This is a genomic window from Sphingomonas sp. NPDC092440 (assembly GCF_044754985.1).
Taxonomy (GTDB): Bacteria; Pseudomonadota; Alphaproteobacteria; order Sphingomonadales; family Sphingomonadaceae; genus Sphingomonas.
The window spans coordinates 19,282-46,181 of record NZ_JBIVQA010000012.1 but is presented as its reverse complement, the minus strand read 5'-3'; the positions used below and the strand labels follow the sequence as shown (position 1 = coordinate 46,181).

Here is a 26,900-nt window from a genome sequence, read left to right as displayed (position 1 = left end):
ACGCAGCAGTCCGCCACCGTCGTGCGGTGCTGGCCAGCGCACGGTGTCGGCACCGGCGTGGGAGGCGTGCTGCTGGAGGGCTGTAGGACGAACGCTGACACGATGACCGGAAGCTCGAGAAGCGACAGTGTCATGAACTTTCTCCTGATGTTGAGCCGCACGGCGGCCTCTCTCAGCGCGGGCTTCATCGGGACCACGTCATTTGCCGTGGAGATCGTAGTAGGACTGAATTTTTGCTTGGATGTCCGACATTGTCTGCACCTCGTCGGGCAGCTTCGCGGCATCCATGAAGTCCGAATAGACGTCCGTGAAATCCATCACCGACAGATCGAGCCGGGCGAATTCGTCGACCGTGAATCCCTGGCACTGTTCCTTTTTCGCGCTACCCCAAGGCTTGCCGAGCTGGGGGCGGCCCTGCTCCTGCAGGATGCGCGAGAGCTTGCTTTCGAAACAGCAATAGGCAGTGCGCTTGGTCGAGCAGATGCCGAGAAAACTCGATGAGCAGTACGTGCCGAGATTGTGGCAAAGCCCCATCCGATCTTTGATGTCGAGTTTCATCTCGTCCTGACTGCACGCGAACAGGACGAGAAATGGGGTGGCGAACGCGGCGATCGCCGCCGGCCCGCCAGCCAGCGCCGCGGCGCCTGCCGCCACGGGGACGGCACCCGACACTTTGCCGGCGCAGCAATTGATCAGGCCGAAAACCGGCTTGTGGCAGGTTTCGCGAGTACCCGTGAACACGCGGAAGTTATTCTCGTCGAATTCCTTGCCCGCTTGATCAAGCGCATGCAGGCCGACAAGCGCATCGCGAAATTCGGTGGAGGCTTCGCGAACGATCGGCTCGCAGTCGCCATTGACGCAGTAGACGTCGTCTCCGCAGATATATTGCTTGTCGGTCGGCACTTTGCTTGCCGGTGTTGGGCAGCGATAGACCTTCTCCGTGACTTTGCACGGCCCGTCCTGGGGATCGTCCAGACAATCGTCCCGGACATAGGTGCAGGCCGAGTTCGCCTCCAAATCGCCGCAGTCGTTTCCTGCCGTCATGACTTTGCACGAGAAATCCCGCTTCCATGCCCAACAAGGCTGCGTCACAGGCACGCCCTCGATGATCCGGGTCTCCAACCCTTCCGTGCAAACCTCGCCAGCCGGATCGGCGGAGCACATGGTGTCGCCTGCAAGCCCTGTGCAGCCGTCAACGCGCTTGACGGTGACCTTCGCCTCGGTCGTCTTGGCATGCCATCCTTGGCCGGTGATGGGGCTCGGAAGCAGCGATAGATCTGTCAGGTTCTCCGAGCAGACATATTCGGTCGCATAATAATCGTCGCAGAACTTGTTGGTGGAAACGCCGTAGATGACATGGGCGGCGCACGCCTGCATTACTATGCCTGTGGGCTTGCAGGTGCCCGCGGCGAGATGCGGGGCCATTGCATCGTAGCGCGCAAACGGTGTGCCATAGGCACCATTCGGAACGACGAAGAACTTGTAAGCGTCGGTCGTGGTCGTCTCGGGAACCATGGTAATCGCACAGGATCGCGGCTGATCCTCGATCTTGGTGCCCTGGTTGCAGGTCGCCTCATAATATCCCGTGCCGCTTGTCGGCGGAGGCAAGGGAGTGCAGGCGCCCGAGCCGCTCGAGATCGCCACGTCGTCGAGATAGGTCGTCGGGTCATTCTCCACGGTTGTCGCACGATTAGTGGTCGCCAGAATGTCTGCGTTGCTGAAGGTCGGCCGGATATGATCGGCATCGGTCGAAAGGCGATAGCTTTCGTTTCCCGATTTCATGGCCTGAGCGTCGGAGACAAGCCGATCGGGATCGTCGAAATAGGTGCTCTGAGGCTGGTCCGTTCCCGAATAGCCCGGAACCGCTTTCGCCTGGGCATCGGTCGACGGCACGATCGAGGAATCGTTCCTCTTCTCCAGAGCCATCGCTTTGCCTTCTTCGCGAGCCTGTTCTACCGTCATGGTTTGCGCACTCACCGGCTCGGCGACCAGGAGCAGTACGCAAAGCGTGCTCACAAGGCGCCGCGCAATCACGGGTTGGTCCGCTTCATGTTCGACAGCGCCACCGCAGCCACTCGTGCGCCGGGGCCGTTGCCCTCGGCGAAGGTACTGAGGGCATATTCGACCGTCACATTGCCGATCATGCGATCATATGGCGGAACCTTCGTCGTGCAGGAAAAGCCCGCACAGAGATCGAAGTCCGAGGAAACGCTCACATAGGTTGGGACGGCCTGGACCTGGAAGGCGCGGAAGAGCCGCGGATCGACGCCAATGCTTGCGAACTGCCCTTTATTGACCACCCTGCTCAGTCGCGCCACGAACTCCTTGGCAGAATTGTTCGGGAAGCCGCGAAAGACGACCACGCCACCAGCAGCGGCAGTGTCGCGGATGAGTTGCTTCAAAGCTTCGTCTGGCATCGACAGGCTGGCGAACGCGATGAACTGCGGTGCCTCCCCACCATTGGTTTGCGTATTGCTGGCCGCCCCTTGCACGATTTCATCAAAATCGACCGGACCCGCTGGACCTTTCGGAAGACGTTGTGCGGCGACGCGGCGCATATTCTCGGTTCCCCCGTCGCGCGTCGTCGCGGCCTCTTCCCGGAACCGATCCCCTCGATCCTTTATCTGATCGACAAAGGCCTGCGCCTCGGCTGCGAGGTCAGCCGAGCGTTTCTTTACCGCTTGGACATCAACTCCATCGATGTTTTGGGCAAGCAGCGCTGACACTGCTGCCATTCCAAGAAGGGCCAAGATACCCAAGGGAAGAAGGCGCATCTTGGATCTCCTAAAACACACAGCAGTTGCGCTTGCGCCACACGAGGTAGCCCATGTCCTCGCCGCCGGCGGGATAGGCGCGGCCAGCGTCGGGCGGCATCGTGGATGCGCCGATCGCCGAGCAGGCGAAGCGGCCACTGACCGTGGGGATCGGGTTGACCATCTGGAAGCGATATTGTTGCTTCCGCATGATCGGCATGAGGTACTTTCCGCAGAGCCCCTTCGAACCCATCGTGCCCCAGGCCAGCGCTTCGCGGTGCATCTTGTAGGCAAACCGTGAAACCGCGAGCCGGGATGACTGCACATGCCCGATCGAGGATGGGATATTGCCATTCAGCGGGTACATCGATCCCTGGCAGCCTGCACACCAGAAGAGGGGGTCGAGAGGAAGGTTGACGGTGCCGGCGATGCAGTCGCCCGCACAGGCTGCTTGCGCGATCGGATTGGCGAAAACGATCGCCTCAGGGTTGATCAGCGCGGCAAGCGAGTCGTCCTGCCAGAGCGGATCGATTTCGGTGATGTATGCGATGTCGAACGAGGCTTGCTCGAAGCAGACGAAGTCGGTCAGGATCTCCATCCAGTAAAGCAGCGGATAGACGTACCAATGGACATGCCACTTGGCCGTGCTTTGGGATCGGCCGCCTACCATCGACGGACCCGCCAGATATCCCTGGCCGATGTCGAACCCGGGAGCGATTCGGATGCCTCCAAGGTTCGGAAAGCACCACGGCTTCATCGTAACATCTGCGAGCCGGGCGGGCTCCCAAAAGCCAACCGAAATGCCGATGCGTGGAAGCGGGTCAGCGCAGGCGCAAATCGGCGAGGCCGGATTGCCAGGATCTGGTCGACTGCTCGGCCAGATCTTCAGTGCGCCGACGGAAAGCGGGAAAAGGCATGACCAGCAGACATCCGTGATAGGGTTGACAAACTTGCCATTGCAGGTCGGCGCGGCCTCGGCTCGAGGCGCGAAAGCCCCGATGGCCAAAACGAGCGCAAGTGCGGTCACGATAGAGCGGAGCCAGCGCATCATTCCTTATTCCCCAAGGTGTCGAGGTAGGCGCTGTCCGCGCTATGCTTCCTGATGAAGTAGAACGCGGTCCAAAGGACGCAGACAGACAGGAGGATCGCCATCCCGCCTGATGCGCCGCGGCCGACCGCGCGGTGAATCGGGCCGAAAAATGCAGCACCGGCCGCGGTCGAGAAACAGAGGCTCTGCCAGACGAGGCGCATCCGTTTGAGCGTTGCGGTTTCGGGCGCGGCCATAGGTGTGCGCAGAAGGTCGAGCCATAAGGGCATCAGCCTGGCCTCCCTTTACGCAACACGTGCTCAGAAACGCGCATGACGCGGCCAGTCTGGTGAACGACGGCGGGTGTATGCTCGATCTTGAATCGCGCGCTGAGCTTGCCCTCCTGATCGAAGTAGAAGCGCCGTTTTCGGCTTGTCATCGCTGCAATCGGCGATCCGCTCACGAAAATGATCTTGGCGTTGAGGTCAGTGTACCGGGCCGTCGCCCAAGCAATCTGAGCGACGTCATCCCCGTCGATGAATACGAGGTCCTGTCGGATCGCAACGAAATCGAGTGGATTGATCCGGTGTCCGGCCGCCGCGATGAGGTTGCCCTTCTGGTCGCGAACATCATGTTCGACCTGGACGGTGGGATCGAAATCCCATTCCCGCGCCTCGCGCGCTGGTGTGATCCCGCCGACAGGCGTCGGCCGCCGCACCTTGGCTTCGGCACGCTTGACGAACATCTCGTTGGTTCGCGCGAGCTCGCCGCTCGCTTCCGCGCGCTTCAGCCTGGTCTCGATCGTCGCCAGCAGGTCCGGCTCGATCACAGGAAAGGCCTGACCGGTCTGGCCATAGTCACGCGCCTCGGTGCGGACCGGAATGCCGAAAGCGACCCCCGTGATAAGGATGGCGGCCGCCGCCACACCAGCAAGAATCTGCTTCATAGGATAGCCTTCCCAATGCCAATGATCTGGCGCGCGCAGACGAAGCCAATGTCGGCGTACCGGCTGTCGAAGCCATCGGGGTGGGGCGAGCCGACATAATAGCAACCCGCAGGGATAGCGCCGACGGCGCCTACCGTGAGCGGCTCGCCATCCCTGGTCTGCGGCTTCATGCGACCGACGGGTTTGCCGTTGATCGTCACGACCGAACCGTTGTGTGCGACGACGTCGCCCGGCATGCCATAGACGATTTTACCGAACATCTGCGGCTTGGCACCGAAATGCCGGCGCACGAGATTGGTGTGGGGCGGATCGAAGAAGACGAACTGTCCCCGCGCCGGGACCTGCTTGCGGTGGATGAGAAACGCCCAGTTCGGCAGCGAGTCCGTTACATTTACGAGAAGGACGTGGTCGTCGCGCCATCCGCTGATCGCACCAAACACGACGGTGCCGATTACAGCTGCCGCCAGCGCCCCCCATAAACGCTTCCGCGGCCGCCAGCGCAGGGGCTCGATTTCATTGGCCGCCGTTGCCATCGGGACCTCCGAAGGTCGAGACCGATGCGCCGGACACTTGCGCGGGAACCCGCTGCGACGGTGCATTGGGCGCCACCGGTGCCAGCGGCCCGATGCCCGCTACACCAGCCATGGGATCGACAGCGGCGCCCGGCGTCGCCAGTGGTGCTGCTCGCGATGCTGCCACTGCGGACTGCGCTGCTGCCAGCTCCTGCATCCGCTGCAACTCTTCGACCGAAAGGCGTTTGGGCTCGGGCACTCCGGCAGCGAAGACGGCCTTCTTCAGGCTATCGGTGATATCCGGCACGTTCTTGGTGAGCACCGCTTCACCAACAAGGACAATCTGACCGCTTTGGCTACGACGCTGCAGCTCGGTGTCGAGCGATGACATGAACGCCTGCATCTCGGCCCGCACGCGATCGGGCGGCGAACCCGAGTAGCGCTGGGCTTCGACATAGTCGCCCACCAGCGACGAAAGTCGCGCTGAGACGATATGTTCCTGTTTCGACTGGGTTAGTGCGCGGGTCACCCACATCCCCCAGACGATGGTCGCAACCAGCACCAGCCCGAGAAAGATCTGGCCGCGAGTGAACCCGCCGAACCCGATCTTGCGCTTCGCTTCACGAACGTCAGGCGCAGAGGGTGGAACGGGAAAGTCGAGTTGAGGTTGTTCAGCCATGACGCGAGGCTCCCTCTTCATCGCGCGGAGGCAGGATGCGATCGGCGCGAAAGGCGATGACGGCGGTGGACAGGATCATGTGCGCAATCGCGAACATGTTAAGGAAAGCGCCGGTCCGAGCCGGATCGGCGGCGACGTAGCGCGTCGTGAAATTGTTCAGCTGGTGGACGAAGCCATCGAACGAGAAGCCGCCGATCGCGAGGAAGAAGAGGCAGAACAGCCCCCAGGTGATCAGCAACGTGGAAGCCAGGAACCCGAGACCATGCAGCAGGAAATAGAGCGTGCTCTGCCATTCGCGCCGGGTGAAGCCAACGATCCGTCGATGTGTTCCGCTGTCCGGGCGTGCTGCCATCGTCGCTACTCCGCCGCGATGGCAGCCTCGTCCGCCGGGACGAGGCTGCTCACCCATTTTTCAGGATTGTCGGGGAAGGCGATCCGCTCGATCGCCTCATCGATGCTCAAACCTTCCGCGATGAGCGCGTCGATCGCGGCGAAGGTTTTGGGGCTCGAAGAGAAGAGGGTCGCCGAATAAGGATCCAGCACCAGACGGCCAACAGCCAAGGTATCAGGCCCTTTGATCATGATGTCGGAATATTCGAAGCCGTTACGCTTCAGTGAACGAAGCAGGGCGTCCGTATAATCGTCCATTTCGAAACGATCGTGCTTCTTGAAGTCCGCGATTGTCTCCGGTTTCTGCTGAAGGATCACGAACCAGTCGGAGTTTTCGAGCGCGGCTATCGAACCGGCCGATTTGTAGTAGTCGTTCAGCGACTGCGTCGCCGTGACGAGGGAGGCGCCATATTTCCGGCATGTGCGCGCATAGGTCTCGATGAAATCGGCCATCGCACCCCCACGGAGCATTTGCCACGCTTCATCGAGAAGCAGCGCCTTTGGAATCGAGCGATCGAGCTTGCGCATCATCTGCTGCGACATGAACATGATCGCCGTGAGGACAACGCTGCGCAGTTCCTCACGCGCGGACAGGTCGGATAATTCGAAGACGGTGAGCTGAGATTTAAGCTCGAACGAAACCTCTCCCTGGAAAAAGCGGCCATAAGTTCCGCCGGATGAGAAGGGTCGCATCGCGATCGCGAGATTGACCGCGAGCCCGTTCCCTGTCGCCTCGAGCGCCTCGATTACCAGATCGATCGAGCCACGGCTTCCGTGCGCTTCCCAGACCTGATTCACCGCTCCGTCGATCAGGCCACGTTCCGTATCGTCGAGTAGATTTATATGCCGCGACATCTGGTTGATGATCGCTTTCAGCATCGCCATGCAGTCGAGAAGATAATCCTCGTCTTCGACAGCCTGCGTTTCGTCGATCATTGAAAACGGATTCAGGCAGAAGCCCGAGCTCATGGTGAACTCGACAAAAGCGCCGCCTTGCAACTTCGCCGAATGCTCGAACGACCGTCCGTCGTCGATCACTACCACGCGCGCCCCGGCGCCGCACAATGAGCCGCAAAGCTCCTGCAACGCCACCGACTTGCCGGATCCCGACTTGCCGAACACCGCGACGTTGTGGTTGCCCGCGCTGTTTTCGAATGGGCTCCAGAAGAAGGGCTGGCCGCGGCGGCCGATGAGTAGCAAATGCGGTATGGTTCCGCCGAGATACTCGCCCTGCAGCGGCGCAAGATTGGCGGCCGTCGTCGTGAGCAGGGTGCGCATCCGCTTCATGCGTTCAAGATCTTTCGACAGACCATTCGCCATCGTCATCGGCATCGCGCAAAGCAGACCCATGACTTGGAGATATCGATCATCGAGCAGGTCCCAGCCTGCGGCTCGGTAGATCGATTTCAGGACGCGCTCGTTGCTGTCGCCCTGCCCTTTGGGCGAGAATGACGTGGCGCTGAAGAATACGCGCACGAGCTTGCGGCCTTGTCGAATTTCCTCGTTGACGTAGCGCCATTCCTGCGACTGTTCGCGGAGTTGAGGCAGAAATCGCGACGACTTGGAATCGGCCAGGCTGGTGGTGCGCATGAACTTGTAGCTGGCCTTGTTGGTTGAGGCCTGCTGGTCGGGAAACTCGATGCAAAGATTGGTCGCGACCGGACAGGGCATGCGCAGCTTGTCGGTGAACATGTCGCCGATCAGCCGCGTCACATCCCACGGCGCCCAACGGCTCGGGAGATTGCGCACCGAGAAGGAGCGCACGTCGAACACGTCCGGATAAATCTCACCGATCTCCGGCGCGCCCTTCAACGTCTTGCCCGTCGGCCGAAAGCGCTCGGTCCGCAGCAGCATCCGGTCCGGCTCGATATGCAGTTCGATGTCTCGGCGGATTGCCTGATCGGCGATGGGATCGAGGGGGTTGTAGCTGACGGCGTCCTCGCCGGCCGCTGTCGTTGGAGAAGTAATGTCGTCGATCCACCCGATAAGGGCTACGGGATCCATCCTGCGCGCCGCGACGTTCACCGACTGGAGCGCGGAAATCAGCCCGTCCATCAGCGAGACGATCTGTTCGACCGTTATGGAGGATGATTCCGGGGTTGAATAGGAGATCGCGACGCGGTGATTGCGCAGGCAGAAGGGTGCATCGGCCGAGAGCGATTCCCAGACGCCATCCGTGAGAAAATCGACCCGATGCTTTGCCATCCGTTCATAGACGCCGCGCGCCGAGTAGCGCGGGACATACCACTTGGACAGGCGCTCTCCTATGCGCGGCGACATCCATTGATGGATTTGAAGACATCCAGGCGCCGGGACGCCTTCGGACATAAATTGCGACAGGATCTCGCCGGTGCGCTCGTCGGCTCCCACGAGTGGCGCGGCTTCGATGACGAAACCCCGTGACGCGCTGTTATAGAAGATTCCCGTCTTGGGATCATAGCTGCGATAAGGCAGCCAGTGCGCCAGCATCGGGATTGAGAGGTCCGGACGCTGCACGTCGGGCCGCTTGGTGTCTCCGAAGATGCCCGACAACAGCTCATCCAGAAAGCCGCGTGCCATTTCATTTATCCTCCGGCACCACGGCAGGGAAACCCGCCGCGCCGATTGTCGGCTGCGCCTTGACGTTCGTTGCAGGAACGCCGCCGGTTTGACCGGCAGCTCGCGCGTCGCTCTCCGCTTGGGCAGCCCGTTCGTGGAATGCCGGAGAGGCCTTGATCCGGGACAGCGCTTCAGCGCCGACCGTCGTCTTCGGAGCGGATACAGGTACGGCGGCGGCGTCGGATACAGGCGGCGTCGACGAACCGTCGACTTTCAGCTTAGAGGCTGGGATCGCTTGCGCCGCTCCATCGACACTTCGGGTCTCCGCTTGCCTCTTGCCGATCTCCCTTGGGATGGGCGTTGGTGTGCGGCCCGCCTTGGGGGCTAGGCGGGCCGCAACGTCGTTCTGGATCGCTTTGACCGGGTCGATGCGCCGAGCGCGCGCCGCGGCGACGACCGCAGGATCGGGAAGATTGGGATCCATGCCCCCGGCCTCGATCGTCGCGAGGTCTGCGCGATCTACGGCATCGGCGAGCGATTCCGGTTGCGGGCCAGCCGCGATGGCGTTGCGATCCGGGATCGATGTCGCGTCGGCCAGCACCTGCTGCTGCCACTCTCCGCTCTGGACCACCGCATGGATCGCGCTCGCCTCATGGAGCCGACCACGCTCATCGATATAGGGTTGGAAAATGATGCGCAGCACGCGCTCTTGCGTGCGGCGAGCATCGAGTGGCGAGACCGGAATTACGTGACTGGACGACGCTGTGCGGGACGGCTTTGACGAGAGGCGGCGGGGCGGCCCGCTCGCTGGCGAGGGGTCGCCAACTGCACCCTGCTCCGCGATCATGGCCAGCGCCCGGTCGTCGATCGAAGCTGACGGTGCGCAGATACCGTCCGGCGCGGCGCACGAGAAGCTCCCCTTCACATTGCTGCCGAAGGTCGCACATCCTCCTAGAAGGCTGAGCGCCGCTAGTGCTGTCGAGCCGCGAAGCAACGGTGCCCGATCGAGCCGCACCGCCTTCACGACTGGCCTCCCCGCAGCCAGGCTTCGAGGAATTCCTTTGGCCGATACCCCTCAAGCACGGCACCATCGCCTCGAACGATGATCGGCGTCGCGTTGAGTCCATGCTCGCGTGCGAACCGTTCATTGGCGTCGAGTCCCTTGGTGTCACACGCCGTCGGCCCCTTGAACGGCTCACCGGCATAGGCGGCGTGCAGCGCCTGCTCCTGATTCTTCGAGCAATAGACACGATCCGCGATATCCCGGCTGCCAAGAACGGAGATCGGCCGCTCGACGACCTTCACATCCATGCCGCGCAACACGTTCGTCAGCGCCCTGCAATAGCCGCAGCGAAAATCGGTGAAGATCGTGACGCTTTGCTTCGCGGTGCGATTGCCCCAGACGATCGCGCCATCAGACGGAAGACCCGACAGGTTCAGAACAACCGGCCGCACCGGCGCGGTCACTTTCCCTGGTTTACCGACAGGCGTCGTCGCCCCGTCGGCTTCTCCCCCTTCGGCGGCCACGGCGTTCGCCTTGGCGGCCCCTCCCACAAGCATATCCGGGTTGATTTCCAGCAGCCGGGCCGCTGTCAGGTCCTGGCGCGTCTCCATATCGTAGACACGGCCGATGATCAGATATCGCGCACCATGATTGACGTAGAAGAGATTTGCGCCGGCCGTTACCTCGCACAGGCCGTCGATCTTCTCGCAGTCAACCTTCGTAAGCGGGGTCTTGGGAAGCCTCGTTTTGAGGAGAAGGCTGACCTTGGCTTCGTCCTTGCCGGCCACGTCAGCTGCAAGGGCAATTCCGGCGATGCAGAGTGCGCCTATCGCCGCCACGACTGGGGCTGGACGCGCGAGCGCGCGGAGCTTTCGCAAACGATCAGTTGCGGACATAGACACCCTCCAAGAAGACAATTTCCACGTCGATGCCGGTCGGCATCTCGATGACGGGTTGATATTGCTCAGCGCGCTCGATCAGATATTTCGAGACGTCCTTGCCGGACTCAGCGGCGCCGCCGCCGAGCGCGCGCAAACCCACGCTGCCGAAGTTCGGCGTGCGATTGAGGCCCCCTTCTCCGTCGGTGCTGATACTTGCGAGCGGCTGATTGAAGGCAGTGTTGAGCGCATTGCCGCCGCCACTGACCAGACCGGCCAGGAAGGCTTGCATCGCCAGTGATCCTTCGCGGCTCACTACCCGGCCGCGCACGCCGGTCTTGCCTCCGAACGCGATGAAGCCTTTCACCTCCGAGACCGCGTAGCGCCCACCAGGCTGGGGGCAGGTCATTTTTTGCAGCTTGACGTAGACCTTCTCGCTCGAAAGTTCGCCGCGCGCGGCGCCGTTGACGAGACAGCCTTCGATCTTCGTCGTGAGGAGCCGACCGTTCTGATAGACTGAGCGCGCCGGGCCAGTGACGCGCAGCACCACCGGCAGCGGATCGGTCTGGCTGTTCACCCCCGCGCTTGCATCGACCCCAACGATCACCTTGGCGCTCGCGAAGCTGTTCGGCGGCAAATAGTTGATGCTGTCGCTGAACGTCGTCGTTCCCTTTGCCACACGGGTCGCATTGCCTGTGTCGGCCGTCTGGAAGCTCACCAACTTTACCTCCGCGCTGGCCGCCATCGGCATCGCGCGACCGGCACCAGGGGCGCCTGGGCTATCCGGACGTTGATAGGCCTGCGTTCCGCCTGGTCCGTACATCGCGCTGGGCCCGGGCGCGGGAGGCGGCGCAGTGCGAGCGGCGGCAACTTCCCGACGCAGCGCTTCATTCTCTTGCTGGTAGGCAGAAAGAACGCGGGAGCCATCCGCGCGCATAGCTTGGTTTTCGCCCTTCAACAGCTCGATCTGCTGCGAGAGCTGATCCATACGCTGCTGCTGGCCGTTGACTGATTTCAGCTGGTTCTCGACCGATTGCATCTGGTTCTCAGAGAGCGCCATCCACTCCTGCTGGTTGAGGTTCTTGTTGACCATGTCCTTGGTTGACACCTGGACCTTGGCCGTCTCGTCGCTGTCGGCGCTGTTCGATTTGTCGTCGTCCCCGAAGATCCAGAAGGATGATGCAACGAGCCCGACCCCGGCTACGCCGGCGAGAAGCATCCGCTGTTTCTTCCGCACGCTTTCGTTCGCAGAGAGATCGGCCGCGATCGGCGAAACCCCCTCCGGATTCTCATCACCACCATCGAGGGGCTCGCGCTTGCGCTTGAGGAAATCGGTCCAGGCCATGTCACTGCCTCCCGGTTTGTGAGACGAGATAGGCCGTCGTGACCTTCCCAGGATCGAGCTTCGGCTCGGCGATCGAGACGGCGAGCGCACTGGTCGGCGCGACCGTCGCCTCGCTCAACGTGATGGGTTCAGGGCCGCGGTTCTCGATGCGCAGCACCCGCCCGGTCAGAGCCGACCCCCGATATTCAGCGATCATTTGGACCTTGAGGTTGCCAACGTAGACCGGCCGCAGCGTGCGCTGGCGCATTTGGTAGCCGTCGGCGACACTGTTCGAATACATGGCCTGGACGAGCTCGACGGCGGCCTCCTGCGGGTTGGCGGCGACCGCCACCTCTGGCGTGCCATTCTCGTCGGACTTCGCTTTGGCGATCGCGGGGTTCGAGATGAACAGCTGCACCGCCTGATCGCCAGCTATCCGGCAGACGATCTTGTAGACATAGCCGCGCTTGCTCGTGGCGAAGAAGGAGAGCGCCGGACGGGTGAAGCCATCGGGCACAGACAGGTAGATATCTCCGCGCACGGGCTCGTTCACGACCGAGAAGTCGTCCTGCGGGTTGCCTGTCGAAATTTTCGAGACCGATGCGAATTCGTCTTCGACAAGGCTGATCCTGGTGAGATCCTTCGCCGAGGCGGCACAGTCCACCTGGCTGCCATCCGCCGCCATGACGGTCTGATCCGCCCATGCCGGCGAGGCGAGCAGGACGAAGCTCAACGCCACCAGCCCGGCGCCCAAGCAACGGCTCAACACGCAGTAGACGCGGGAGAGGAAGACAACGCCGACTGCGGCGCTGCCGATCGCATAGACCGACATCACTGATCCTTTTCCTTGCCGGTCGTCACCATTCCGAAGCCGACAAGCTTCAGCGACAGGCCGGAGTATTGCCAATCGAAGCGGAAGGTTCGACGTTCGTTGGCGACGACCTTGTTGCCGACGATCGTGTGGAGATCGCCCGTAACGGTCGACCACAGGTTCTTCGGGTCGATTTCCATCTGCTGGATGGTGAAGAACTGCGCGATCGATGATCCGCGCTGTTCGTTCACGATCTTCATGAGGTCGGCGCGGATCTTCCCCTGCGCGCTAGGCGCGGTGATATCGAGGACCGATTTCATCCAGTATTCGAGATTCGCCGGGCTGCGGTCGAGCGTCAGCACGGCCGTGTCGCGCGTCACCAGTTCAAGATATTCTCGGCTCACGCCGGCGCTGTTCACGACCAGCGGGGATCCAAGAATTGGCTGAAGGACCACCTCACGGTCGCGAGTAGCTGTGATGAGCGCCAAGATCGCGCAAAGGGCACCCAGGATGCCGGCAATGACCACCAGCATATTGCGCTGTTTGAGGATTCGCTGGCTTTGGGCGTGGGTGTAGGAAATCTCCATCTCAACCCGCCATCAACCGGAGATAGGAGGGTGGCGTGGCCTTCATGCCGGTGAAGCCGGCCGGAAGATGCCAATAGGCCATGTGCAGCAGCCAGGAGGTCGCCCGCCCTGCCTTAGCCTTCTTCAGTCCCCACCAGCCAGCGCCCGCAAGCAACATGCCGATAAGGATATGCTGAGACAGGATACCCCAGACGAATGGAATCACCATCGCCAGGAACTCATCCAGCGTCCACAGCCCGATTAGCTCAGGATCATCCAGATGAGACGGAATGACGTACTTGTCCGCGGCCATAACACCACCCTCCCCCGCAGGCCGACCGAATCTGCTATTCCGGCCGCCCCTTGGACTGTTCAGATCGTTGCGGTGACGGTGGAAGTGACGATCGGAATGCCGGTCCCGGCGCCCACACCGACGCCGACCGGAATTGCGATCTGGCCCATCGAGAAGCGGCCCGATGCCAGCGCGACGATGCCGCCGGCGAGCGACAGGACGGTAATGATCTTGCCGCCCGACCCTTCGAGGAAGTCGGTGAACTTCGTCAGGGCGGTATCGAACGTGGTGTCGGCACCGGCGAAGGCCGGTCCGGCAAGAAGAAGCAGCGCGATCACCAGTGCGATGAGGGCGAGAACCGCCAGCTCCGCACGACCGCTGTACTTGAGGACAGTCTGCATGAGAGTTTCCCTTCAAACGGAACGCGACTGATCCGCGCCCAATCAAAAGGTGGTCAGGTCAAACGGCGGGCGGCAACGAACTTCCCCCCAACCATGTTCGACTCGCGAAAGAATCTTGAACGGTTCAAGGAGGCGCCCCGCCTTGCGGGGCGGCATGCCCCTGCCTGCGGGGCACAATGCCCCAGACGTCGGGGCAAGCCGCCCCCTTTTCCGGGGCAGGCCACTTCCCGAGTCGGCATATGCGCTGATAATTGCCGTCATCGATGGCTCAGGTTAGATTCGCTAACCGGAGTCGGTGAATTCCCGTCGGCCGGGCAGAATTCTTGTCGACGATATGAGCACTCAAGACATGCTGATGAAGGACAGCCTGGTGCAGGTTCGATGACGGGAGATCAGTGCACGCTCGCGCTCAACATTTCGGAGCACCTGTTCAATCTGACGACGGAGAGCCTGCGCCTCCGCTCGAACGAGACCCGATGCTACCAGACCCTTGAGAGCCTGTTGGCGGCGCGTGTCCACTTACCTTGTGCGCTGGAGTCCCACGATCCGAGGACAATTCGCGATCATCTGTCGGCAATACCCACTACCGGTGATATCCGCATCGATCTCACAATCACGAAGTCGAGCGCAGACAGCCTCGATGCAGCAAAACGTCTTATTTCGGAGGGCTTAGGCTCTGAGATCAGCTTGGGCGACACCCTCTCGATCATGCTGTTTCTTTACATTGTCGATCAGAAGGCGGCGAAAATACTTCAGAGAATTGGGCTGGATAGTTCCGCTTGCGTCTCCTCCTCACAGCCCGCCGGCGACGACGATCCGCCAGATAACGTGGTCCCATTCAGATAGTTAACGGCCACGCTGATCGTAACCGCACATCCATGCCGAGGGTTGATTAGTAGCTGCCCCTGTGTTTCGTTTCATACCGAACGTGCAACAGGAGACGGTAATTTGTCATCCTTTGCCCATATCGAGGCCTCGGACGAAGGCTGTTGTTCAGCCGGCGCCGATCAGCGGGACTTCATCCCGCTGATCCTTGAAGCGATGTCGGAGCATGGCATCGGACAGCGTAAGCTGGCGCTCAAGACAGGTATCAGCAAGACCCGCTTAGGACTGTTGCTTCATCATGATCCCGCCAAACGGGCAGCCATGTATCTATTTGAATTCCAGCAGATCCTCGACGCGCTGGACATCAATATCATCCAAGCCATCATCGCCGTAGAGACCTATCGCAATCCAAAGCTCTTCCTTGACGAGCGTTTCCAGACATCAATCGCGATGCTCGCGGAACTCTTCGAGGGTCTGCCGTCGATGCTGGTGGCTGCGCTCGACGAGATAGAGGGCATGGACGGGACCGAAGTGCGCAAGGAATGGGCTGGCCCGCTGCGGCAGGCCGTTGTGGAGAAACTGGTCAAAGAGGTGGGTGCCGTCATGGCGAGACGCGCTCATCTTGCCCACATATCAACGCTGAGCCTTCTGCTCTGGATGTCGGCAATGGCGACGGACTTGTTTGAGCCGCTGCTCCCTAATATGACGTGACCGTCGCCGCTCGGGCTATCGTCGGCCTTTGCAAGACCGACAAAGCCCTCACGTCCTGGGACAAATTCGGTGGCGTGAATCCCAGCAAGCGGCGCCAGTTAAGCAGGACGTTTTCGACGTAGGCCTGTGTCTCGGCGATCCTGGGCAAGGCTCCGTTCCTGATCCGCCCCGGACCGGCGTTATAGGCCGCCAGCGCCAGATGCACCTGTCCGAACCTGTCGAGTTGCTGACGCAGATAGAGAGCGCCACCGCGGAGATTTTGCTCGACATCATAGCGATTCACGCCAAGCCCCGCCGCAGTGTCGGGCATGAGCTGTGTCAGCCCAAATGCCCTTTTTGGGGAAAAGACGCCCGCGTCGTACCGGCTTTCTCTGATGATCATCGCGTCGAACAGGCCGACCGGTATTCCATATTCACAGGCGATGCTGCTCATCATCCCATAGTAGCCGGACCGTCTCAGCTCGGTGCCTGCATCGAGAAACCCGGCAGGTTGATAGCCGTACGCGGGACAGCGAGCCGAAATGCGTCGGGGGGCGGTCGCAAATGCCGCCCCCCCGTTCATCCATTGTGGGATGGCAATCGGAGCCGCCGACAAGCCGGAATCGGTTGGGATCGTGGCGACGCCGACATGCGCGAATGGATCTAAATCCCTTGTCTCGGTTGCGACCGGCAAAGCGGATGCAGCAAAGCTGCTGGCCATTTCAAAGGCTACCCAGCGCCGGCTCAGATCATGCGTTTTAAACGCGGGAGGAAGCGGTGCCGAAGCCAGCGTCTGGACGAGCTCGCCGCCATCCGGATCTGTCCCGGTCGTCAGCGGGATCCCGCCTTGGCGCTTGGTAGGCGCCGCCGCCGTCGACATCACGATGACTTGGGCCGTTCTCGAGGATTTTTCGCTTGGACGCGCACCCGCTTCCGTCGCGCACGATCCGCTGATCAGGGCAGCGCTTATTAGCAGTATCGCTCTCATAACGACCTCCGATTGACCAATCACCGAAGTGGAGATCGAACCGTTTCTTGTTGTCAACCGAGCCGAGCTGGGAAAGCATTTATCGACTATGCTTCGATTGGCAGCCTCATGTGGTTGATTGACCGACACAGCAGCGGGCTCGGTGGCGCCCGTATTCCCTTGCCCCCAACGCTTCAATCCGCGCTGATCCGCTGGTATGTCGGCGAAGGCTCACGCCAAGATGAGGATGCTGGAATCACCTTGGTGCAGCAGGCGCGCATCGGCGGCAAATGGCTTGCCTGCGACTGTCTCGGTGTCGATTGCACTCCGCCTGTTCTTACGCCGGCATTTCTATCGGAGGCCGAGACCTATTATCTGCGTCGCCTCACCAGCGCCAAACGACCGGAGCACGTCGCCACTTGCCCCTTCTTCCGCGACCAAGTCACCAACCGCATCACCCAGACCCGCAACCCGCTGACGCCGGCCGATCCCCCGGTCGGCTATTTTGAGGTGCTCCGCCCTGCGCCGGAGAAGCTGGCACAGCGCCCCGATAACGACGCGAGTGACGATCGCACGCGCAACGCGTCCATACCGCGGCTGGCAAGACTGCTCTGGCGCTTGATGAACAATGCTAGCCTGCACTTGGTGGCGCCATATTCGGAGGATACCGCCGAGCGGACGATCGGCGAGGAATTCAGGGCGCTTACGCGCGCGGCGGCAAAGATTGAGGTGGCGCCAGGCATCGAGCTGGGACGAGTGCTCTGGACACATGGGGACGCCCTGCACAGCAGAAGGGCCCTTGCCGGCATTCGCGAACTCGGCCGTCGATGGCCACGCGGACACGCTCCGCAAGGGTTTCTGGCCCTCTTTGCCAAGGCATTTCAGGGCTCGACAATCTTCCCGGCCGGTTCGGAGCCGATCGACGTCGCGAATCGCGTCCAGTCGCCCTCGGTGCGCGACAATTCGATCCAGGGGCCGTATCTCGTCATTGTTGTAATAGGACAGTATCCAGAAGCTCACGGCTATGCGCCCCTGCGTGCCTATGCCCAACCAATCTATTCGGGCGTGCGGTTCATACCGGTCGAGAGCAATTTCGAGCGGGCAGTGCTGCAAGCGCTTCTCCGCTCAAGGCGCGTTCTCGCACGCGAAGGCGTCGATCTGGCTCTCGAGAAGCCGATCTTTGATCGTCTGACCCCGCTCGGGGCCTGTCGGCCGGATTTTCTTGTAGAAGCGCGCTCGCAGGCGACGGGCGAAATCCGACAGCTTGTGATCCAGGCAATGCCTCGTAACGCTGGCATCGGATCGACGCCGGCTACGCAGCGGGCACTCGAGCAGATCGCCCCCGCCCTTCCGATCACCCCGAGGGATGTTGAGGATGATCAGGTCGCGCGGCTCATCGCCGAAGCGCTGCACCGACTTAACTAGACTGCATGGCGCTAAGTCCAGGCCAATGTCGTGGCGAAGGCGCCCACAATTCCAAGCGTTACCGGGGTCGAAAGCAGGTAGAGCTTCTGCCATCGCCACCAGGTATTAGGGATGAAAAGGAGAAGGCCGCGCCCTGTAGTGAGCGTTGCCCACGCCTGCTCGCGGTAAAGTTGGACGAGAATGAGCCCCAGGGACATGATCATCCCGAGCGCGCAGCAGACCCCTGCCGCCGCATAGAGCGCGATCCAGTTGTGAAGTTCCACGGCCGAAAGATGTGCCACGATCCACAAATCTCCATCCGCTTTGCTTGTAACATTCGACGGAATGGTCTCGTTCCCGCCATCTTCCATGGCTCACAAACACCCTTCCCTTCACGAGGGGAAGCGACCGATAATGCAGCATCGCTCCAAATCGGAGACGATTTTCGGCGATCTCGGCCTGTACTCGGCCTACCACGGTCAGGAGCCTGAGGACCGTGCCAAGCCATCGACCATACACATCAACCGTTAAGGTATCATGCAGGTATCAGTGCTTGTTATCCTATTTCGTGGACGGGAACGCATCACGATTCACGACGACGGTATCAAGGCCTGGTCTGAGCTTGTTCAGTTTGTCGACGCTTCCTGGAGTGACAGTCATTCTACGGCGCCAATCTGCCCGCCCACCGCAGAGGAAGAGCGCGTACAACTATTCTTTTCCGAAACGGGCGCCTCCTACATTCTTGGGGAAGCCGATATTTCAGCGCTTGCAGCGCGCGTTCTGCCCATGAAAGACTAAGAGGTGCTGGCTCACTTGCACGGTCGATGACGGGCGAGGCGGGTGGCCCTGAAACCTGTCTTTATTAGGATGTTCGATGTTCGCGTGCCTTATCATTGGCGACAGCATCGGTGTCGGAATGTCACGGGCGATCGGTGACCGATATGCCGGGCAATGTGATAAGCTGGTCGAGGAGCGGGCGACGGTCAGCCAGATATTGTCCTGGCGAACCCCGAACAAGTTCTACGGGACCACGCTGCTCGCTGTCGGGTCGAATGATGAGCCGAGCCGGCTGCTGGCACTCAAACTTACCAGACTTCGCCAAAATATTCCCACCCAGCGAGCGATCTGGATCCTGCCATATTCACGGACGCGCGCCTATCTCATAAACTCGATCGCGGTGACGTTTGGCGATGAAACCCTGGATCTTGCGCGCTTTCAATCAAAAGACCGCATCCACCCTGTCGATTATCGCGAGGTTGCGGCGGTCCTTCTCCCCGAGCATTGAGTGACGGGCGGCGAGCATTCCGCAGGCGCGGCAATCGACTCCGATCCACGATGGAATCATCGGAGCTCTAGGTCTTGCCGAATACACCGAGCTGTATCCTCCATTGCTCCAGATGTTGCAGCGCCGGTCGCAACCCATGTGCCAACGGCCCCAGTCCGTAAAGTTGATAGGAATCCGGTGGCGGCGAAGTCGTCCTCGAGACCAGACATGCCGCTTCCAGTTCCCTCAGGCGGACCGTAAGCACATTGGCGCTGATGCTCGGTATCTCTCGGCGAAGGCACGTGAAGCGGAGATCGTCTTTGCTCAGCGCTACCAGGATGTGCAACACCCAACGTGCGCTCAGGGTTTGAAATATCGCGTCGGCTGCAGCGGGGTCTATTGATCGATGAACTTGGCTCTGTGTCTCGATACCCATCCAATTACTCTCTTAACATCAAGGAGGCGGCGGGACTGCGCCAGATCTTCCGCAGCACCCGATCCTGGTGCGGCAGAGGGGCTGGTTATCCGCTACGGAAAAAGTGTTGAGACGAGAGTGCGAGCCGCGAGAGCGTTAGTTCCAAGCGGAGGTTAAGGGCGCCTCGGCATGTGTTCATCCGGCTGACGGCAGACTGTTTCGGGGCGCGGGTGCACCTTTCGACGGCCGGCGCAATCCGAGTTTTGATGAACAACGTCGCATCGAAAGGCATAACAGATTTCCCTCCGTGCGATCCGCCGAAACGAGCGTGGGCCGCATCTCAAATCAACGTGCCGTGATGCGATGGCGATCGGCGTAAGCTCCATCGCTCGAATGTAATACGCACCCCGACGCCCAACCCCTCAGCCTCGGCGCGGCCAATCGTGCTTTTTGGCTAAAGCCTGTTCCGCCCCCGATCGAGCCGCGCCTTGCCTCTCCAAGGGCGTGGATGAACGGACAGGACGCGCGGGCCGAGGCGTTAGCCGGGGAACGAAGGCTGGCACTCGTGCCATATAGTCGCGATACTCATTCCCGAATTCTGCGAGCGCCGCCTTCTCTTCATGCCGGGCTAGCCGGATGTACATCACGACCAGCACGGGGAACATGGCGAGCGTAAGTAACGTCGGCCATTGCACCAGGAAACCGAGCATCACGAGGATGAACCCGATATATTGCGGATGGCGGACCCTGGCATAGATTCCCGTCGTCGCGAGCTTGTGAACGCGCTGGGCTGCGTGAAGCGGCGCCCATCCGGCCGAGATCAGCCAGAAGCCCGTGCCGATCAGCACGAAGCTGGCAAGATGGAACGGGCCAAAATGCGGGTTGACCCTCCAGCCGAACATCATCTCCAGGAGGTGGCCGGCATCGTGGCTCCACCAGTCGACGCCGGGGAAATGCGACTGGAGCCACCCCGACAGCAGGAAGATGGTGAGCGGGAAGCCATACATTTCGGCGAAGAGCGCGACGATGAACGCACTGAACGCGCCGAAGCTGCGCCAGTCGCGCCGCGTTGCCGGCTTGAAGAAGCTGAACGCAAAGAGGATGAAAACGGCGGCATTGACCAGCGCGAGCCCCCACAGACCATAGCCATAGTCGGCGTGCGTCATCGCGACTCTCCTTCGATGCGGCCGTTGGGATTGGCCGGCAAGCCGGCGGGTGCCTGGCCGGGCTCATGGCCATGCTGATGCCCACCTTGGCCGTGGTGCATGAACAGGTGCATGAGCGGGCAGGCGAGCAGGATGAGATAGGGCAGCACACCCAGGAAGTGCGCGGTATGCTCGGTAATGAGGAAGAAGCTGGCGACGAGCAGGAAGCCGATCAGAACGATCTTGCCGCGCTTGCGCATGCGATGGTCATGTTCGCCCATATGCCGTTCTCTTCTAGTCAACGTCCAGCCTGCATAGGCTCGAGTCCAAGGAGCAAGGTATAAGTAGAGACCGAAGTCCGCCGGACATCGCGCAAGCATGGGTAAGGTGATCGATCGGATCGGCCACCGGCGTTCGCGCGACGCAGCTGCCGGGGAGCAGCAGTCGTGCTGCGGCTTTTGCGTATAGGCGTGCGGCGTCCGCGAACCAATGCTGCGCTCACGAACATAATCGTGAGAGGCAGGCCCGCGTCCATGCACAAGAGAAAGAAACGGCACCATTCCCGCAACCAGTCCGGCGTGACCGTCCTTGAGCGCGAAGCAAGGATCGATCTGGCCAAGCGCCCGGCCGATGGTCTCGGCGTCGCCTTTCTCGGCGCATCGGGAACGGTCACAGGGTCGCGTTATCTGGTGGACGATGGTGAAACTCAGATCGTTGTCGATTCCGGCCTGTTTCAAGGACCCAGGGATCTGCGCCGCCTTAATTGGGCGCCAATTCCACCCGAAGTCGCCGATGTCGGCCAAGTCCTGCTGACCCACGCTCATCTCGATCACTCGGGCGCGCTACCGCGCATGGCGCGCCTGGGCTGGGACGGTACCGTCCTTGCCACCCGGGCGACCGCGGCCCTGTGCGAGCTCCTTCTTCCCGACAGCGGTCATCTGCAGGAAAAGGATGCGGAGTTCGCCAACCGGCACGGCTTCTCCAGGCACCAGCCGGCGCTGCCGCTCTACACCCAGGCTGACGCGCGTCTGGCATTGCAGCTCTTCCGGCCGATCGAGTTCGGAGCGTGGCATGCAGTCACGGACGGCATCAGGGTGCGCTATCATCGCGCCGGCCACATCCTCGGCGCGGCGTCGATCGAGATCGACTGGAAGGGGCGGACAATCCTCTTCTCAGGCGACATCGGCCGTTACGGCGATTCGGTGATGAAAGATCCCGAGCCGCCCGCGCGCGCCGACTATGTCCTGGTGGAATCGACCTATGGCGATCGGCGCCACGAGCAGGTCGATCCGACAAAGACGCTTGGAGATCATGTCGAACGATGCGTCGAGAGAGGAGGGACGGTGGTGATCCCGGCCTTCGCCGTGGGACGGGTCCAGTCGCTTCTCTATCATTTCTCGCGTCTGCGCGCGCAGGGACGCCTCCGCGACATCCCGATCTTCCTCGACAGCCCGATGGCGATCAACGCGAGCGGGCTGATGTGCGATTTCATGGACGAGCATCGCCTGGCCCGCGCCGAGTGCGAAGCGGCGTGCAGCGTCGCGCACTATGTGCGCGAAGTGGAGGAATCCAAGGAACTCACCGCCAACCCCGCCCCAAAGGTCATCATCTCGGCCAGCGGAATGGCAACGGGCGGCCGCGTGCTCCACCATCTCAAGCGCTTCGCGCCGGATGGGAAGAACCTCATCCTCTTCTCGGGCTTCCAGGCGGCGGGCACCCGCGGCGCCGCCATGATCGGCGGCGCCCGGACGATCAAGATCCACGGCGAGTATATCCCGGTCGAAGCCGAGGTCGCCAACCTGACGATGCTCTCGGCGCATGCCGACAGCGACGAGCTCATGCGCTGGCTCGGCTCGCTGCACGAGGCCCCGCGCCACGTCTATGTCACCCATGGCGAGCCGACCGGCGCCCACGTCCTGGCGAAGCGTGTCTCGGAGGAACTGGGCTGGGCATGCAGCGTACCGGCGCTGGGTAGCTGGGGCATGCTCGCGTGAAGCCCGGGATCATCGAGAACGCCGAAGCAGAGTCTGTCGCGACGACGCTGCGGGCACGCCGCATCGGCCTGTCGGGTGCCGGTAGCGATCTGATCGCGGTCATGCGCCACGACTGTCCCGTCTGCCGCTCGGAAGGTCTTGCGTCCCGCGCGCAGGTCGCGCTGCGCGCCGGCGGGCGGGAAATCGTCGTCTCGCTGCTGCACAGTTCCGCGGAGACTCCAGCGCCCGGCGAGATCGGCCTCTCGGAATCCGCATGGCAGCGGCTCGGCGTCAGCGAGGGCGATCCGGTCGAGATCGCGCACGCCCAGCCTCTCGCCTCGCTCGCCGAAGTGCGTCGGCGTATCTATGGCAATCGTCTCAGTGACGGGGCTTTTTCAGCGATCATCACCGACATCGCCGAGCGACGCTATAGCGATGTCCATCTCTCGGCATTCGTCACGGCCTGCTCAGCGGTCCCGCTCGATACGGACGAAACGATCAGCCTGACCAGGGCGATGGTCGATGTCGGCGAGCGATTGCAGTGGCCCGGAACGGTCATCGTCGACAAGCATAGCGTCGGTGGATTGCCGGGCAATCGCACCACGCCGATCATCGTCTCGATCATGGCCGCGGAGGGCCTGATCATGCCCAAGACATCGTCGCGGGCGATCACCTCGCCGGCCGGCACGGCGGACACGATGGAGGTGCTGGCACCTGTCGACCTCGACGTTTCCGCAATCCGCAAGGTGGTCGAGCGCGAAGGCGGCTGCATCGCCTGGGGCGGCGCCGTCAACCTCAGCCCTGCCGACGATGTGATCATCGGCGTGGAACGGGTGCTCGATATCGATGCCGTCGGGCAGATGGTCGCCTCGGTGCTGTCCAAGAAAATCGCGGCCGGTGCGACCCATCTGGTCATCGACATCCCGGTCGGGCCGACCGCCAAGGTACGCGGAGCCGATGCCGCCGACACGCTCGAGCGGGCGCTGAGCTCTGTCGCCCAAGCCTTCGGGCTTCGCACGCGCGTGATGCGCGGCCCCGGCGCCGAGCCGATCGGACGGGGCATCGGTCCGGCGCTCGAGGCGCAGGATATCCTTGCCGTGCTCCAGGGGCAGCCGGGCGCCGAGGATCTCGCCCACCGGGCCTGCGAGCTGGCGGGAGGACTGCTTGAGCTCGCGGACGCAGCCCCGGCCGGCGAAGGCTATGCGCGTGCGCGGGCGTGCCTCGAAAGCGGCCGGGCCTGGGCCAAGTTCCAACGTATCTGCGAAGCGCAGGGCGGCATGCGGGCTCCACCGGTCGCCCGGTTCCAACAGGATATGATCGCTCCCTATAGCGGCCGCCTGGTGAGTATCGACAATCGCAAGCTCGCGACGGTCGCGAAGCTTGCCGGCGCGCCGATGGCCAAGGCCGCCGGCGTCGCGCTGCAGTGTCGGCTGAACCAGATGGTGGATGCCGGGGCTCCCTTGTGCACCATTCATGCCGAGAGCCCGGGCGAGCTCGATTATGCGGCGGCCTATGCGGTGAGCGACGGGCCGATCTTCGGGATTGAAGCGCTATGAACCGTCCCGTGCTGTTCGCGCTGCCTGGCAGCGAGGCCCTGGCACAGCCGCTATCCGCCGCGCTCGATGCAGAGGTCGGCACGATCGAGCATCGTCAGTTTCCTGACGGGGAAACCTATCTCAGGGTCGTAAGCGACGTCAGCGACCGCGAGGTCATCCTGCTGTCGAGTCTCGATCATCCGGACGCCAAGCTGTTGCCGCTGCTGTTCGCAGCCGACACCGCGCGCGATCTGGGCGCTCGCAGGATCGGGCTCGTCGCCCCCTACCTCGCTTACATGCGCCAGGACATACGCTTCCATGCCGGCGAGGCGGTGACGTCGCGAACCTTTGCCGCGATTCTGTCCCGCCATCTCGACTGGCTGGTGACGGTCGATCCGCATCTCCATCGCTATCATGCGTTGTCGGAAATCTACCGCATCCCGACCCAGGTTGTTCATGCCGCGCCACTTCTGGCCTCGTGGATCAAGCGCAATGTCGCTCGTCCGCTGATCATCGGTCCGGACCTGGAAAGCGAACAGTGGGTCTCGCAGGTGGCGGCCGATGCCGATGCTCCGTTTCTCGTGTGCGAGAAAATCCGGTCCGGCGACCGTGACGTCACCATCTCGATTCCGAATGCCCCAGCGTTTCTCGATCGCCAGCCGGTGCTGGTCGACGATATCGCCTCATCCGGCCGGACCCTCGCCGAGGCGGCGCGCCAGCTGGTCGGCATGGGGTTCGCGCGACCGGATTGCGTGGTCGTGCATCCGCTTTTCGCCGGCGATGCAGCGCAAGTCCTGGGTGGGCTCGTCGAGAGGATCGTCAGCACGAACGCTGTTGCGCATACCTCTAATGATATCGACGTGATGCCGGCGATTGCGGAGGCCGTTCGTCACGGAATTTGAACGGTGCGCTGCGCGTCAGTTCTTCAGTACTCAATGCTCAATGCACGATGAAAACGAACGCCCGGCAAACGCCGGGCGCATTCCCATCCATTGACCCTACACGAGCCCGAACCAATCTTCCGGGAACTTCGCTTTCGGAGAAAGTCGCGGCAGGAAAGGAGGATATGTCATGTCGCACACACGCTCTTTCCTTGATCCCTTCATCGTTGCTCGGACCCGCAGCTTGAGCCCGAAGTGAAGCCCGCCATCCTTGCATCCTGGGCGTCCGATCGCTCCGCCGTCGAGGGCCAACCGGCCCTCCGTCGCCCGCCAGCATCCCGGTGCCGGTCGACGATGTGATGGCAGCGCTGCGCTGGCTCGATCGCGCTGAGCGCGGCGCGGGCCTGGCATCCTTGGTTCGTCAGGAACAACCCGGTATCGGTGCCATCCTCGCCGGGAATATCGAAACTGCGACACGGAAGGCGGGCGATCTCTGCGATGATCAGCCTTCGATCTCAAAACCCTATGATCACCGGTTCGTGCTGAATCGGATTCGCCGTGCCGTAGCGGCGCGCGAGCGGAGCTGCGATCCGCCCCGGACATCGGCGTTACGGCGCGCTGCTGACACAGAATAGCGATTATCAGCTTCTTGCCATGACAACATGACGCGTCGAGCTTAGGAGCAACCAGCGCGCTCATCCCCCAAGAGGCGTGCCCACTCCCGGCGGCAGCGTCTTGCGGCGCCTTGCCGCCGGGAGACCAGAGGGAGCGCCGCCCCGTTCGCAAGAGCGGTCATCTCGCAAAGTTCGGCACATGATGCCGGGTCGCTTACCCCCCTCTCGCCGAGCACCTGCCTTGCCTGTTGTGATGCGGCGGTATTTCGGCCTTGACCTTGGACCATGGTCCTACCCGTAGAAGGTCTCCCCTTTGAAGCTGTGCCCGCTGGGGTGCGCAGCAATGCCAACACGTCCGGGGGGCCATGGAGAGCAAGCGCGTCGTTCATGTCATTGATGACGAAGAAACAATCAGGAAAGCTGTAGGATTCACATTAAGGACAGCGGGATTTGCCGTCGAGACCTATGGCTCGGGAGTCGACTTTCTGAAAATTGCAGATGAAGCTGAAAGAGGTAGCATCGTTCTCGACATGCACATGCCGGACATGAACGGTCTACAGGTTCAGGCAGCGCTGACGCAGATGGATATAAGCATGCCAGTCGTGATGCTGACCGGCAACGGAGACATTGCGCTTGCTGTCCAAGCGATGAAGGCGGGTGCTGTCGATTTCCTGGCCAAACCTATCGAACGGCCGCTGCTGCTCGATGCGATAGACCGAGCGTTCGCGCGCATCGACACGGCCGAGGGGCGCGCTCTCGAAGAAGCCGAGGCATGCCGACAGGTCGATCTACTGACACCGCGCGAACGGGATGTTCTCGAAGGCCTTGCGCAAGGCCTTCCGAACAAGACCATCGCCTATGATCTGGGCATTTCTTCACGGACGGTCGAAGTCCATCGCGCGAGCATCATGTCCAAGCTTGGAGTCCGTACCCTTGCCGAAACCTTGCGGATCGCCTTTGCGGCTGGAATGGGAAGGCCGCTGTAGGTAAAGGCGGCCAGGGCTGCTGCGGTTGAATCTCTGCGTGTCACCTGATGGCGCGGACATAGTGCCTGCTGGGATGCATCG

At 61.9% G+C, this 26,900-nt stretch carries 30 protein-coding genes and 1 pseudogene; 10 read left to right on the top strand and 21 right to left on the bottom strand.

The window, feature by feature from the left end; genetic code table 11:
• Positions 1 to 198: 198 nt before the first annotated feature.
• Genes ACIQCS_RS18405 through ACIQCS_RS18330 form a run of 16 tightly spaced genes read right to left on the bottom strand, consistent with a single transcriptional unit; the run spans position 199 to position 14,120 of the window.
• On the bottom strand, positions 199 to 2,034 hold the full coding sequence (locus ACIQCS_RS18405; RefSeq protein WP_062787917.1) for a conjugal transfer protein TraN: 1,836 nt from the start codon (positions 2,032 to 2,034) through the stop codon (positions 199 to 201).
• Positions 2,031 to 2,774: a type-F conjugative transfer system pilin assembly protein TrbC gene (gene trbC / locus ACIQCS_RS18400; protein WP_280280043.1), complete on the bottom strand. Its 744-nt coding sequence runs from the start codon at positions 2,772 to 2,774 to the stop codon at positions 2,031 to 2,033. Before trbC ends, ACIQCS_RS18405 begins: the two co-directional genes overlap by 4 nt.
• Before the next feature lie 10 nt (positions 2,775 to 2,784).
• Positions 2,785 to 3,804 (bottom strand): conjugal transfer pilus assembly protein TraU, encoded by a 1,020-nt coding sequence (gene traU, locus ACIQCS_RS18395; RefSeq protein WP_062787920.1) that lies wholly within the window; start codon positions 3,802 to 3,804, stop codon positions 2,785 to 2,787.
• Positions 3,801 to 4,070: a hypothetical protein gene (locus ACIQCS_RS18390; RefSeq protein WP_062787922.1), complete on the bottom strand. Its 270-nt coding sequence runs from the start codon at positions 4,068 to 4,070 to the stop codon at positions 3,801 to 3,803. Before ACIQCS_RS18390 ends, traU begins: the two co-directional genes overlap by 4 nt.
• Entirely contained in the window at positions 4,070 to 4,726 is a 657-nt protein-coding gene (traW, locus tag ACIQCS_RS18385; protein WP_280280042.1) for a type-F conjugative transfer system protein TraW, read from the bottom strand. Before traW ends, ACIQCS_RS18390 begins: the two co-directional genes overlap by 1 nt.
• Positions 4,723 to 5,259, bottom strand: a complete 537-nt coding sequence (locus ACIQCS_RS18380) for a S26 family signal peptidase (RefSeq protein WP_062787926.1) — start codon at positions 5,257 to 5,259, stop codon at positions 4,723 to 4,725. The genes traW and ACIQCS_RS18380 overlap by 4 nt, the downstream gene beginning before the upstream one ends.
• Positions 5,240 to 5,917 carry a type-F conjugative transfer system protein TrbI gene (locus ACIQCS_RS18375; protein WP_280280041.1) on the bottom strand — a complete coding sequence of 226 codons (678 nt, stop codon included), beginning with the start codon at positions 5,915 to 5,917 and terminating at the stop codon, positions 5,240 to 5,242. The genes ACIQCS_RS18380 and ACIQCS_RS18375 overlap by 20 nt, the downstream gene beginning before the upstream one ends.
• Complete coding sequence (locus tag ACIQCS_RS18370) at positions 5,910 to 6,269, bottom strand: hypothetical protein (protein WP_062787930.1); 360 nt, start codon at positions 6,267 to 6,269, stop codon at positions 5,910 to 5,912. The genes ACIQCS_RS18375 and ACIQCS_RS18370 overlap by 8 nt, the downstream gene beginning before the upstream one ends.
• A gap of 5 nt (positions 6,270 to 6,274) precedes the next feature.
• Positions 6,275 to 8,866 carry a type IV secretion system protein TraC gene (gene traC / locus ACIQCS_RS18365; protein WP_062787932.1) on the bottom strand — a complete coding sequence of 864 codons (2,592 nt, stop codon included), beginning with the start codon at positions 8,864 to 8,866 and terminating at the stop codon, positions 6,275 to 6,277.
• A gap of 1 nt (position 8,867) precedes the next feature.
• A complete protein-coding gene (locus tag ACIQCS_RS18360) occupies positions 8,868 to 9,869 on the bottom strand; it encodes a TraV family lipoprotein (protein ID WP_245652755.1) in 1,002 nt (333 codons plus the stop codon).
• Positions 9,866 to 10,744 (bottom strand): DsbC family protein, encoded by an 879-nt coding sequence (locus ACIQCS_RS18355; protein ID WP_237364600.1) that lies wholly within the window; start codon positions 10,742 to 10,744, stop codon positions 9,866 to 9,868. The genes ACIQCS_RS18360 and ACIQCS_RS18355 overlap by 4 nt, the downstream gene beginning before the upstream one ends.
• Entirely contained in the window at positions 10,731 to 12,071 is a 1,341-nt protein-coding gene (locus ACIQCS_RS18350; RefSeq protein WP_062787937.1) for a TrbI/VirB10 family protein, read from the bottom strand. Before ACIQCS_RS18350 ends, ACIQCS_RS18355 begins: the two co-directional genes overlap by 14 nt.
• 1 nt (position 12,072) lies before the next feature.
• A complete protein-coding gene (locus tag ACIQCS_RS18345; protein ID WP_062787939.1) occupies positions 12,073 to 12,882 on the bottom strand; it encodes a type-F conjugative transfer system secretin TraK in 810 nt (269 codons plus the stop codon).
• Positions 12,882 to 13,448, bottom strand: a complete 567-nt coding sequence (locus ACIQCS_RS18340; RefSeq protein WP_062787940.1) for a type IV conjugative transfer system protein TraE — start codon at positions 13,446 to 13,448, stop codon at positions 12,882 to 12,884. Before ACIQCS_RS18340 ends, ACIQCS_RS18345 begins: the two co-directional genes overlap by 1 nt.
• 1 nt (position 13,449) lies before the next feature.
• Positions 13,450 to 13,740 carry a type IV conjugative transfer system protein TraL gene (traL, locus tag ACIQCS_RS18335; protein ID WP_062787941.1) on the bottom strand — a complete coding sequence of 97 codons (291 nt, stop codon included), beginning with the start codon at positions 13,738 to 13,740 and terminating at the stop codon, positions 13,450 to 13,452.
• A gap of 59 nt (positions 13,741 to 13,799) precedes the next feature.
• On the bottom strand, positions 13,800 to 14,120 hold the full coding sequence (locus ACIQCS_RS18330) for a TrbC/VirB2 family protein (RefSeq protein ID WP_062787943.1): 321 nt from the start codon (positions 14,118 to 14,120) through the stop codon (positions 13,800 to 13,802).
• Positions 14,121 to 14,501: 381 nt separating this feature from the next.
• On the opposite strand from ACIQCS_RS18330, the gene ACIQCS_RS18325 reads away from it, so the two are divergent.
• The gene (locus ACIQCS_RS18325; RefSeq protein WP_174544808.1) at positions 14,502 to 14,966 is read left to right on the top strand and encodes a hypothetical protein; all 465 of its coding nucleotides are present in this window, start codon (positions 14,502 to 14,504) and stop codon (positions 14,964 to 14,966) included.
• 102 nt (positions 14,967 to 15,068) lie between these two features.
• Positions 15,069 to 15,656 (top strand): XRE family transcriptional regulator, encoded by a 588-nt coding sequence (locus ACIQCS_RS18320; RefSeq protein ID WP_174544809.1) that lies wholly within the window; start codon positions 15,069 to 15,071, stop codon positions 15,654 to 15,656.
• Here the strand turns inward: ACIQCS_RS18320 and ACIQCS_RS18315 are convergent.
• Positions 15,643 to 16,623, bottom strand: a complete 981-nt coding sequence (locus ACIQCS_RS18315; protein ID WP_280280040.1) for a lytic transglycosylase domain-containing protein — start codon at positions 16,621 to 16,623, stop codon at positions 15,643 to 15,645. The genes ACIQCS_RS18320 and ACIQCS_RS18315 overlap by 14 nt on opposite strands.
• 108 nt (positions 16,624 to 16,731) lie before the next feature.
• Here ACIQCS_RS18315 and ACIQCS_RS18310 point away from each other — a divergent pair, with 108 nt between their 5' ends.
• The gene (locus tag ACIQCS_RS18310; RefSeq protein ID WP_062787946.1) at positions 16,732 to 18,027 is read left to right on the top strand and encodes a hypothetical protein; all 1,296 of its coding nucleotides are present in this window, start codon (positions 16,732 to 16,734) and stop codon (positions 18,025 to 18,027) included.
• 11 nt (positions 18,028 to 18,038) lie between these two features.
• On the opposite strand, the gene ACIQCS_RS18305 is transcribed toward ACIQCS_RS18310, so the two are convergent.
• Positions 18,039 to 18,377 carry a hypothetical protein gene (locus tag ACIQCS_RS18305; RefSeq protein ID WP_024270007.1) on the bottom strand — a complete coding sequence of 113 codons (339 nt, stop codon included), beginning with the start codon at positions 18,375 to 18,377 and terminating at the stop codon, positions 18,039 to 18,041.
• Positions 18,378 to 18,880: 503 nt separating this feature from the next.
• Between ACIQCS_RS18305 and ACIQCS_RS18300 the strand changes: the two genes are divergently transcribed.
• Positions 18,881 to 19,291 (top strand): hypothetical protein, encoded by a 411-nt coding sequence (locus ACIQCS_RS18300; protein ID WP_062787950.1) that lies wholly within the window; start codon positions 18,881 to 18,883, stop codon positions 19,289 to 19,291.
• 67 nt (positions 19,292 to 19,358) lie between these two features.
• On the opposite strand, the gene ACIQCS_RS18295 is transcribed toward ACIQCS_RS18300, so the two are convergent.
• From ACIQCS_RS18295 to ACIQCS_RS18285, 3 genes are all read right to left on the bottom strand, one after another.
• On the bottom strand, positions 19,359 to 19,706 hold the full coding sequence (locus ACIQCS_RS18295; protein WP_401531457.1) for a helix-turn-helix domain-containing protein: 348 nt from the start codon (positions 19,704 to 19,706) through the stop codon (positions 19,359 to 19,361).
• A gap of 401 nt (positions 19,707 to 20,107) precedes the next feature.
• Positions 20,108 to 20,851 carry an isoprenylcysteine carboxylmethyltransferase family protein gene (locus ACIQCS_RS18290; protein ID WP_084391110.1) on the bottom strand — a complete coding sequence of 248 codons (744 nt, stop codon included), beginning with the start codon at positions 20,849 to 20,851 and terminating at the stop codon, positions 20,108 to 20,110.
• Positions 20,848 to 21,111, bottom strand: coding sequence for a DUF2933 domain-containing protein (locus tag ACIQCS_RS18285; RefSeq protein WP_013039078.1), 264 nt, complete (start codon positions 21,109 to 21,111; stop codon positions 20,848 to 20,850). The genes ACIQCS_RS18290 and ACIQCS_RS18285 overlap by 4 nt, the downstream gene beginning before the upstream one ends.
• A 252-nt stretch (positions 21,112 to 21,363) precedes the next feature.
• Between ACIQCS_RS18285 and ACIQCS_RS18280 the strand changes: the two genes are divergently transcribed.
• From ACIQCS_RS18280 to ACIQCS_RS18255, 6 genes and pseudogenes are all read left to right on the top strand, one after another.
• Positions 21,364 to 22,824, top strand: a complete 1,461-nt coding sequence (locus ACIQCS_RS18280; protein WP_021245239.1) for an MBL fold metallo-hydrolase RNA specificity domain-containing protein — start codon at positions 21,364 to 21,366, stop codon at positions 22,822 to 22,824.
• Positions 22,821 to 24,359 (top strand): thymidine phosphorylase family protein, encoded by a 1,539-nt coding sequence (locus ACIQCS_RS18275; protein WP_021245238.1) that lies wholly within the window; start codon positions 22,821 to 22,823, stop codon positions 24,357 to 24,359. The genes ACIQCS_RS18280 and ACIQCS_RS18275 overlap by 4 nt, the downstream gene beginning before the upstream one ends.
• Positions 24,356 to 25,240, top strand: coding sequence for a ribose-phosphate pyrophosphokinase (locus ACIQCS_RS18270; protein WP_021245237.1), 885 nt, complete (start codon positions 24,356 to 24,358; stop codon positions 25,238 to 25,240). Before ACIQCS_RS18275 ends, ACIQCS_RS18270 begins: the two co-directional genes overlap by 4 nt.
• A 169-nt stretch (positions 25,241 to 25,409) precedes the next feature.
• Positions 25,410 to 25,605: pseudogene (locus tag ACIQCS_RS18265) on the top strand (hypothetical protein); the annotation flags it as partial.
• Positions 25,579 to 25,854, top strand: coding sequence for a hypothetical protein (locus ACIQCS_RS18260; protein WP_140159542.1), 276 nt, complete (start codon positions 25,579 to 25,581; stop codon positions 25,852 to 25,854). The pseudogene ACIQCS_RS18265 and the gene ACIQCS_RS18260, both read left to right, overlap by 27 nt.
• Positions 25,855 to 26,198: 344 nt before the next feature.
• Complete coding sequence (locus tag ACIQCS_RS18255) at positions 26,199 to 26,819, top strand: response regulator transcription factor (protein ID WP_021245235.1); 621 nt, start codon at positions 26,199 to 26,201, stop codon at positions 26,817 to 26,819.
• Positions 26,820 to 26,900: the final 81 nt, after the last annotated feature.

Coding starts and splice junctions, on each gene's coding strand:
- ACIQCS_RS18350 (WP_062787937.1), bottom strand. CDS start 12,071: ATGGCCTGGACCGATTTCCTCAAGCGCAAGCGCGAGCCCCTCGATGGT.
- ACIQCS_RS18345 (WP_062787939.1), bottom strand. CDS start 12,882: ATGTCGGTCTATGCGATCGGCAGCGCCGCAGTCGGCGTTGTCTTCCTC.
- ACIQCS_RS18305 (WP_024270007.1), bottom strand. CDS start 18,377: ATGGAAGATGGCGGGAACGAGACCATTCCGTCGAATGTTACAAGCAAA.
- ACIQCS_RS18310 (WP_062787946.1), top strand. CDS start 16,732: ATGTGGTTGATTGACCGACACAGCAGCGGGCTCGGTGGCGCCCGTATT.
- ACIQCS_RS18300 (WP_062787950.1), top strand. CDS start 18,881: ATGTTCGCGTGCCTTATCATTGGCGACAGCATCGGTGTCGGAATGTCA.
- ACIQCS_RS18260 (WP_140159542.1), top strand. CDS start 25,579: ATGGCAGCGCTGCGCTGGCTCGATCGCGCTGAGCGCGGCGCGGGCCTG.
- ACIQCS_RS18315 (WP_280280040.1), bottom strand. CDS start 16,623: ATGAGAGCGATACTGCTAATAAGCGCTGCCCTGATCAGCGGATCGTGC.
- traW (WP_280280042.1), bottom strand. CDS start 4,726: ATGAAGCAGATTCTTGCTGGTGTGGCGGCGGCCGCCATCCTTATCACG.
- ACIQCS_RS18290 (WP_084391110.1), bottom strand. CDS start 20,851: ATGACGCACGCCGACTATGGCTATGGTCTGTGGGGGCTCGCGCTGGTC.
- ACIQCS_RS18330 (WP_062787943.1), bottom strand. CDS start 14,120: ATGCAGACTGTCCTCAAGTACAGCGGTCGTGCGGAGCTGGCGGTTCTC.
- ACIQCS_RS18280 (WP_021245239.1), top strand. CDS start 21,364: ATGCACAAGAGAAAGAAACGGCACCATTCCCGCAACCAGTCCGGCGTG.
- ACIQCS_RS18295 (WP_401531457.1), bottom strand. CDS start 19,706: ATGGGTATCGAGACACAGAGCCAAGTTCATCGATCAATAGACCCCGCT.
- ACIQCS_RS18325 (WP_174544808.1), top strand. CDS start 14,502: ATGACGGGAGATCAGTGCACGCTCGCGCTCAACATTTCGGAGCACCTG.
- traC (WP_062787932.1), bottom strand. CDS start 8,866: ATGGCACGCGGCTTTCTGGATGAGCTGTTGTCGGGCATCTTCGGAGAC.
- ACIQCS_RS18380 (WP_062787926.1), bottom strand. CDS start 5,259: ATGGCAACGGCGGCCAATGAAATCGAGCCCCTGCGCTGGCGGCCGCGG.
- ACIQCS_RS18255 (WP_021245235.1), top strand. CDS start 26,199: ATGGAGAGCAAGCGCGTCGTTCATGTCATTGATGACGAAGAAACAATC.
- ACIQCS_RS18390 (WP_062787922.1), bottom strand. CDS start 4,070: ATGCCCTTATGGCTCGACCTTCTGCGCACACCTATGGCCGCGCCCGAA.
- traL (WP_062787941.1), bottom strand. CDS start 13,740: ATGGCCGCGGACAAGTACGTCATTCCGTCTCATCTGGATGATCCTGAG.
- ACIQCS_RS18370 (WP_062787930.1), bottom strand. CDS start 6,269: ATGGCAGCACGCCCGGACAGCGGAACACATCGACGGATCGTTGGCTTC.
- ACIQCS_RS18375 (WP_280280041.1), bottom strand. CDS start 5,917: ATGGCTGAACAACCTCAACTCGACTTTCCCGTTCCACCCTCTGCGCCT.
- ACIQCS_RS18355 (WP_237364600.1), bottom strand. CDS start 10,744: ATGTCCGCAACTGATCGTTTGCGAAAGCTCCGCGCGCTCGCGCGTCCA.
- ACIQCS_RS18340 (WP_062787940.1), bottom strand. CDS start 13,448: ATGGAGATTTCCTACACCCACGCCCAAAGCCAGCGAATCCTCAAACAG.
- traU (WP_062787920.1), bottom strand. CDS start 3,804: ATGATGCGCTGGCTCCGCTCTATCGTGACCGCACTTGCGCTCGTTTTG.
- ACIQCS_RS18285 (WP_013039078.1), bottom strand. CDS start 21,111: ATGGGCGAACATGACCATCGCATGCGCAAGCGCGGCAAGATCGTTCTG.
- ACIQCS_RS18270 (WP_021245237.1), top strand. CDS start 24,356: ATGAACCGTCCCGTGCTGTTCGCGCTGCCTGGCAGCGAGGCCCTGGCA.
- trbC (WP_280280043.1), bottom strand. CDS start 2,774: ATGCGCCTTCTTCCCTTGGGTATCTTGGCCCTTCTTGGAATGGCAGCA.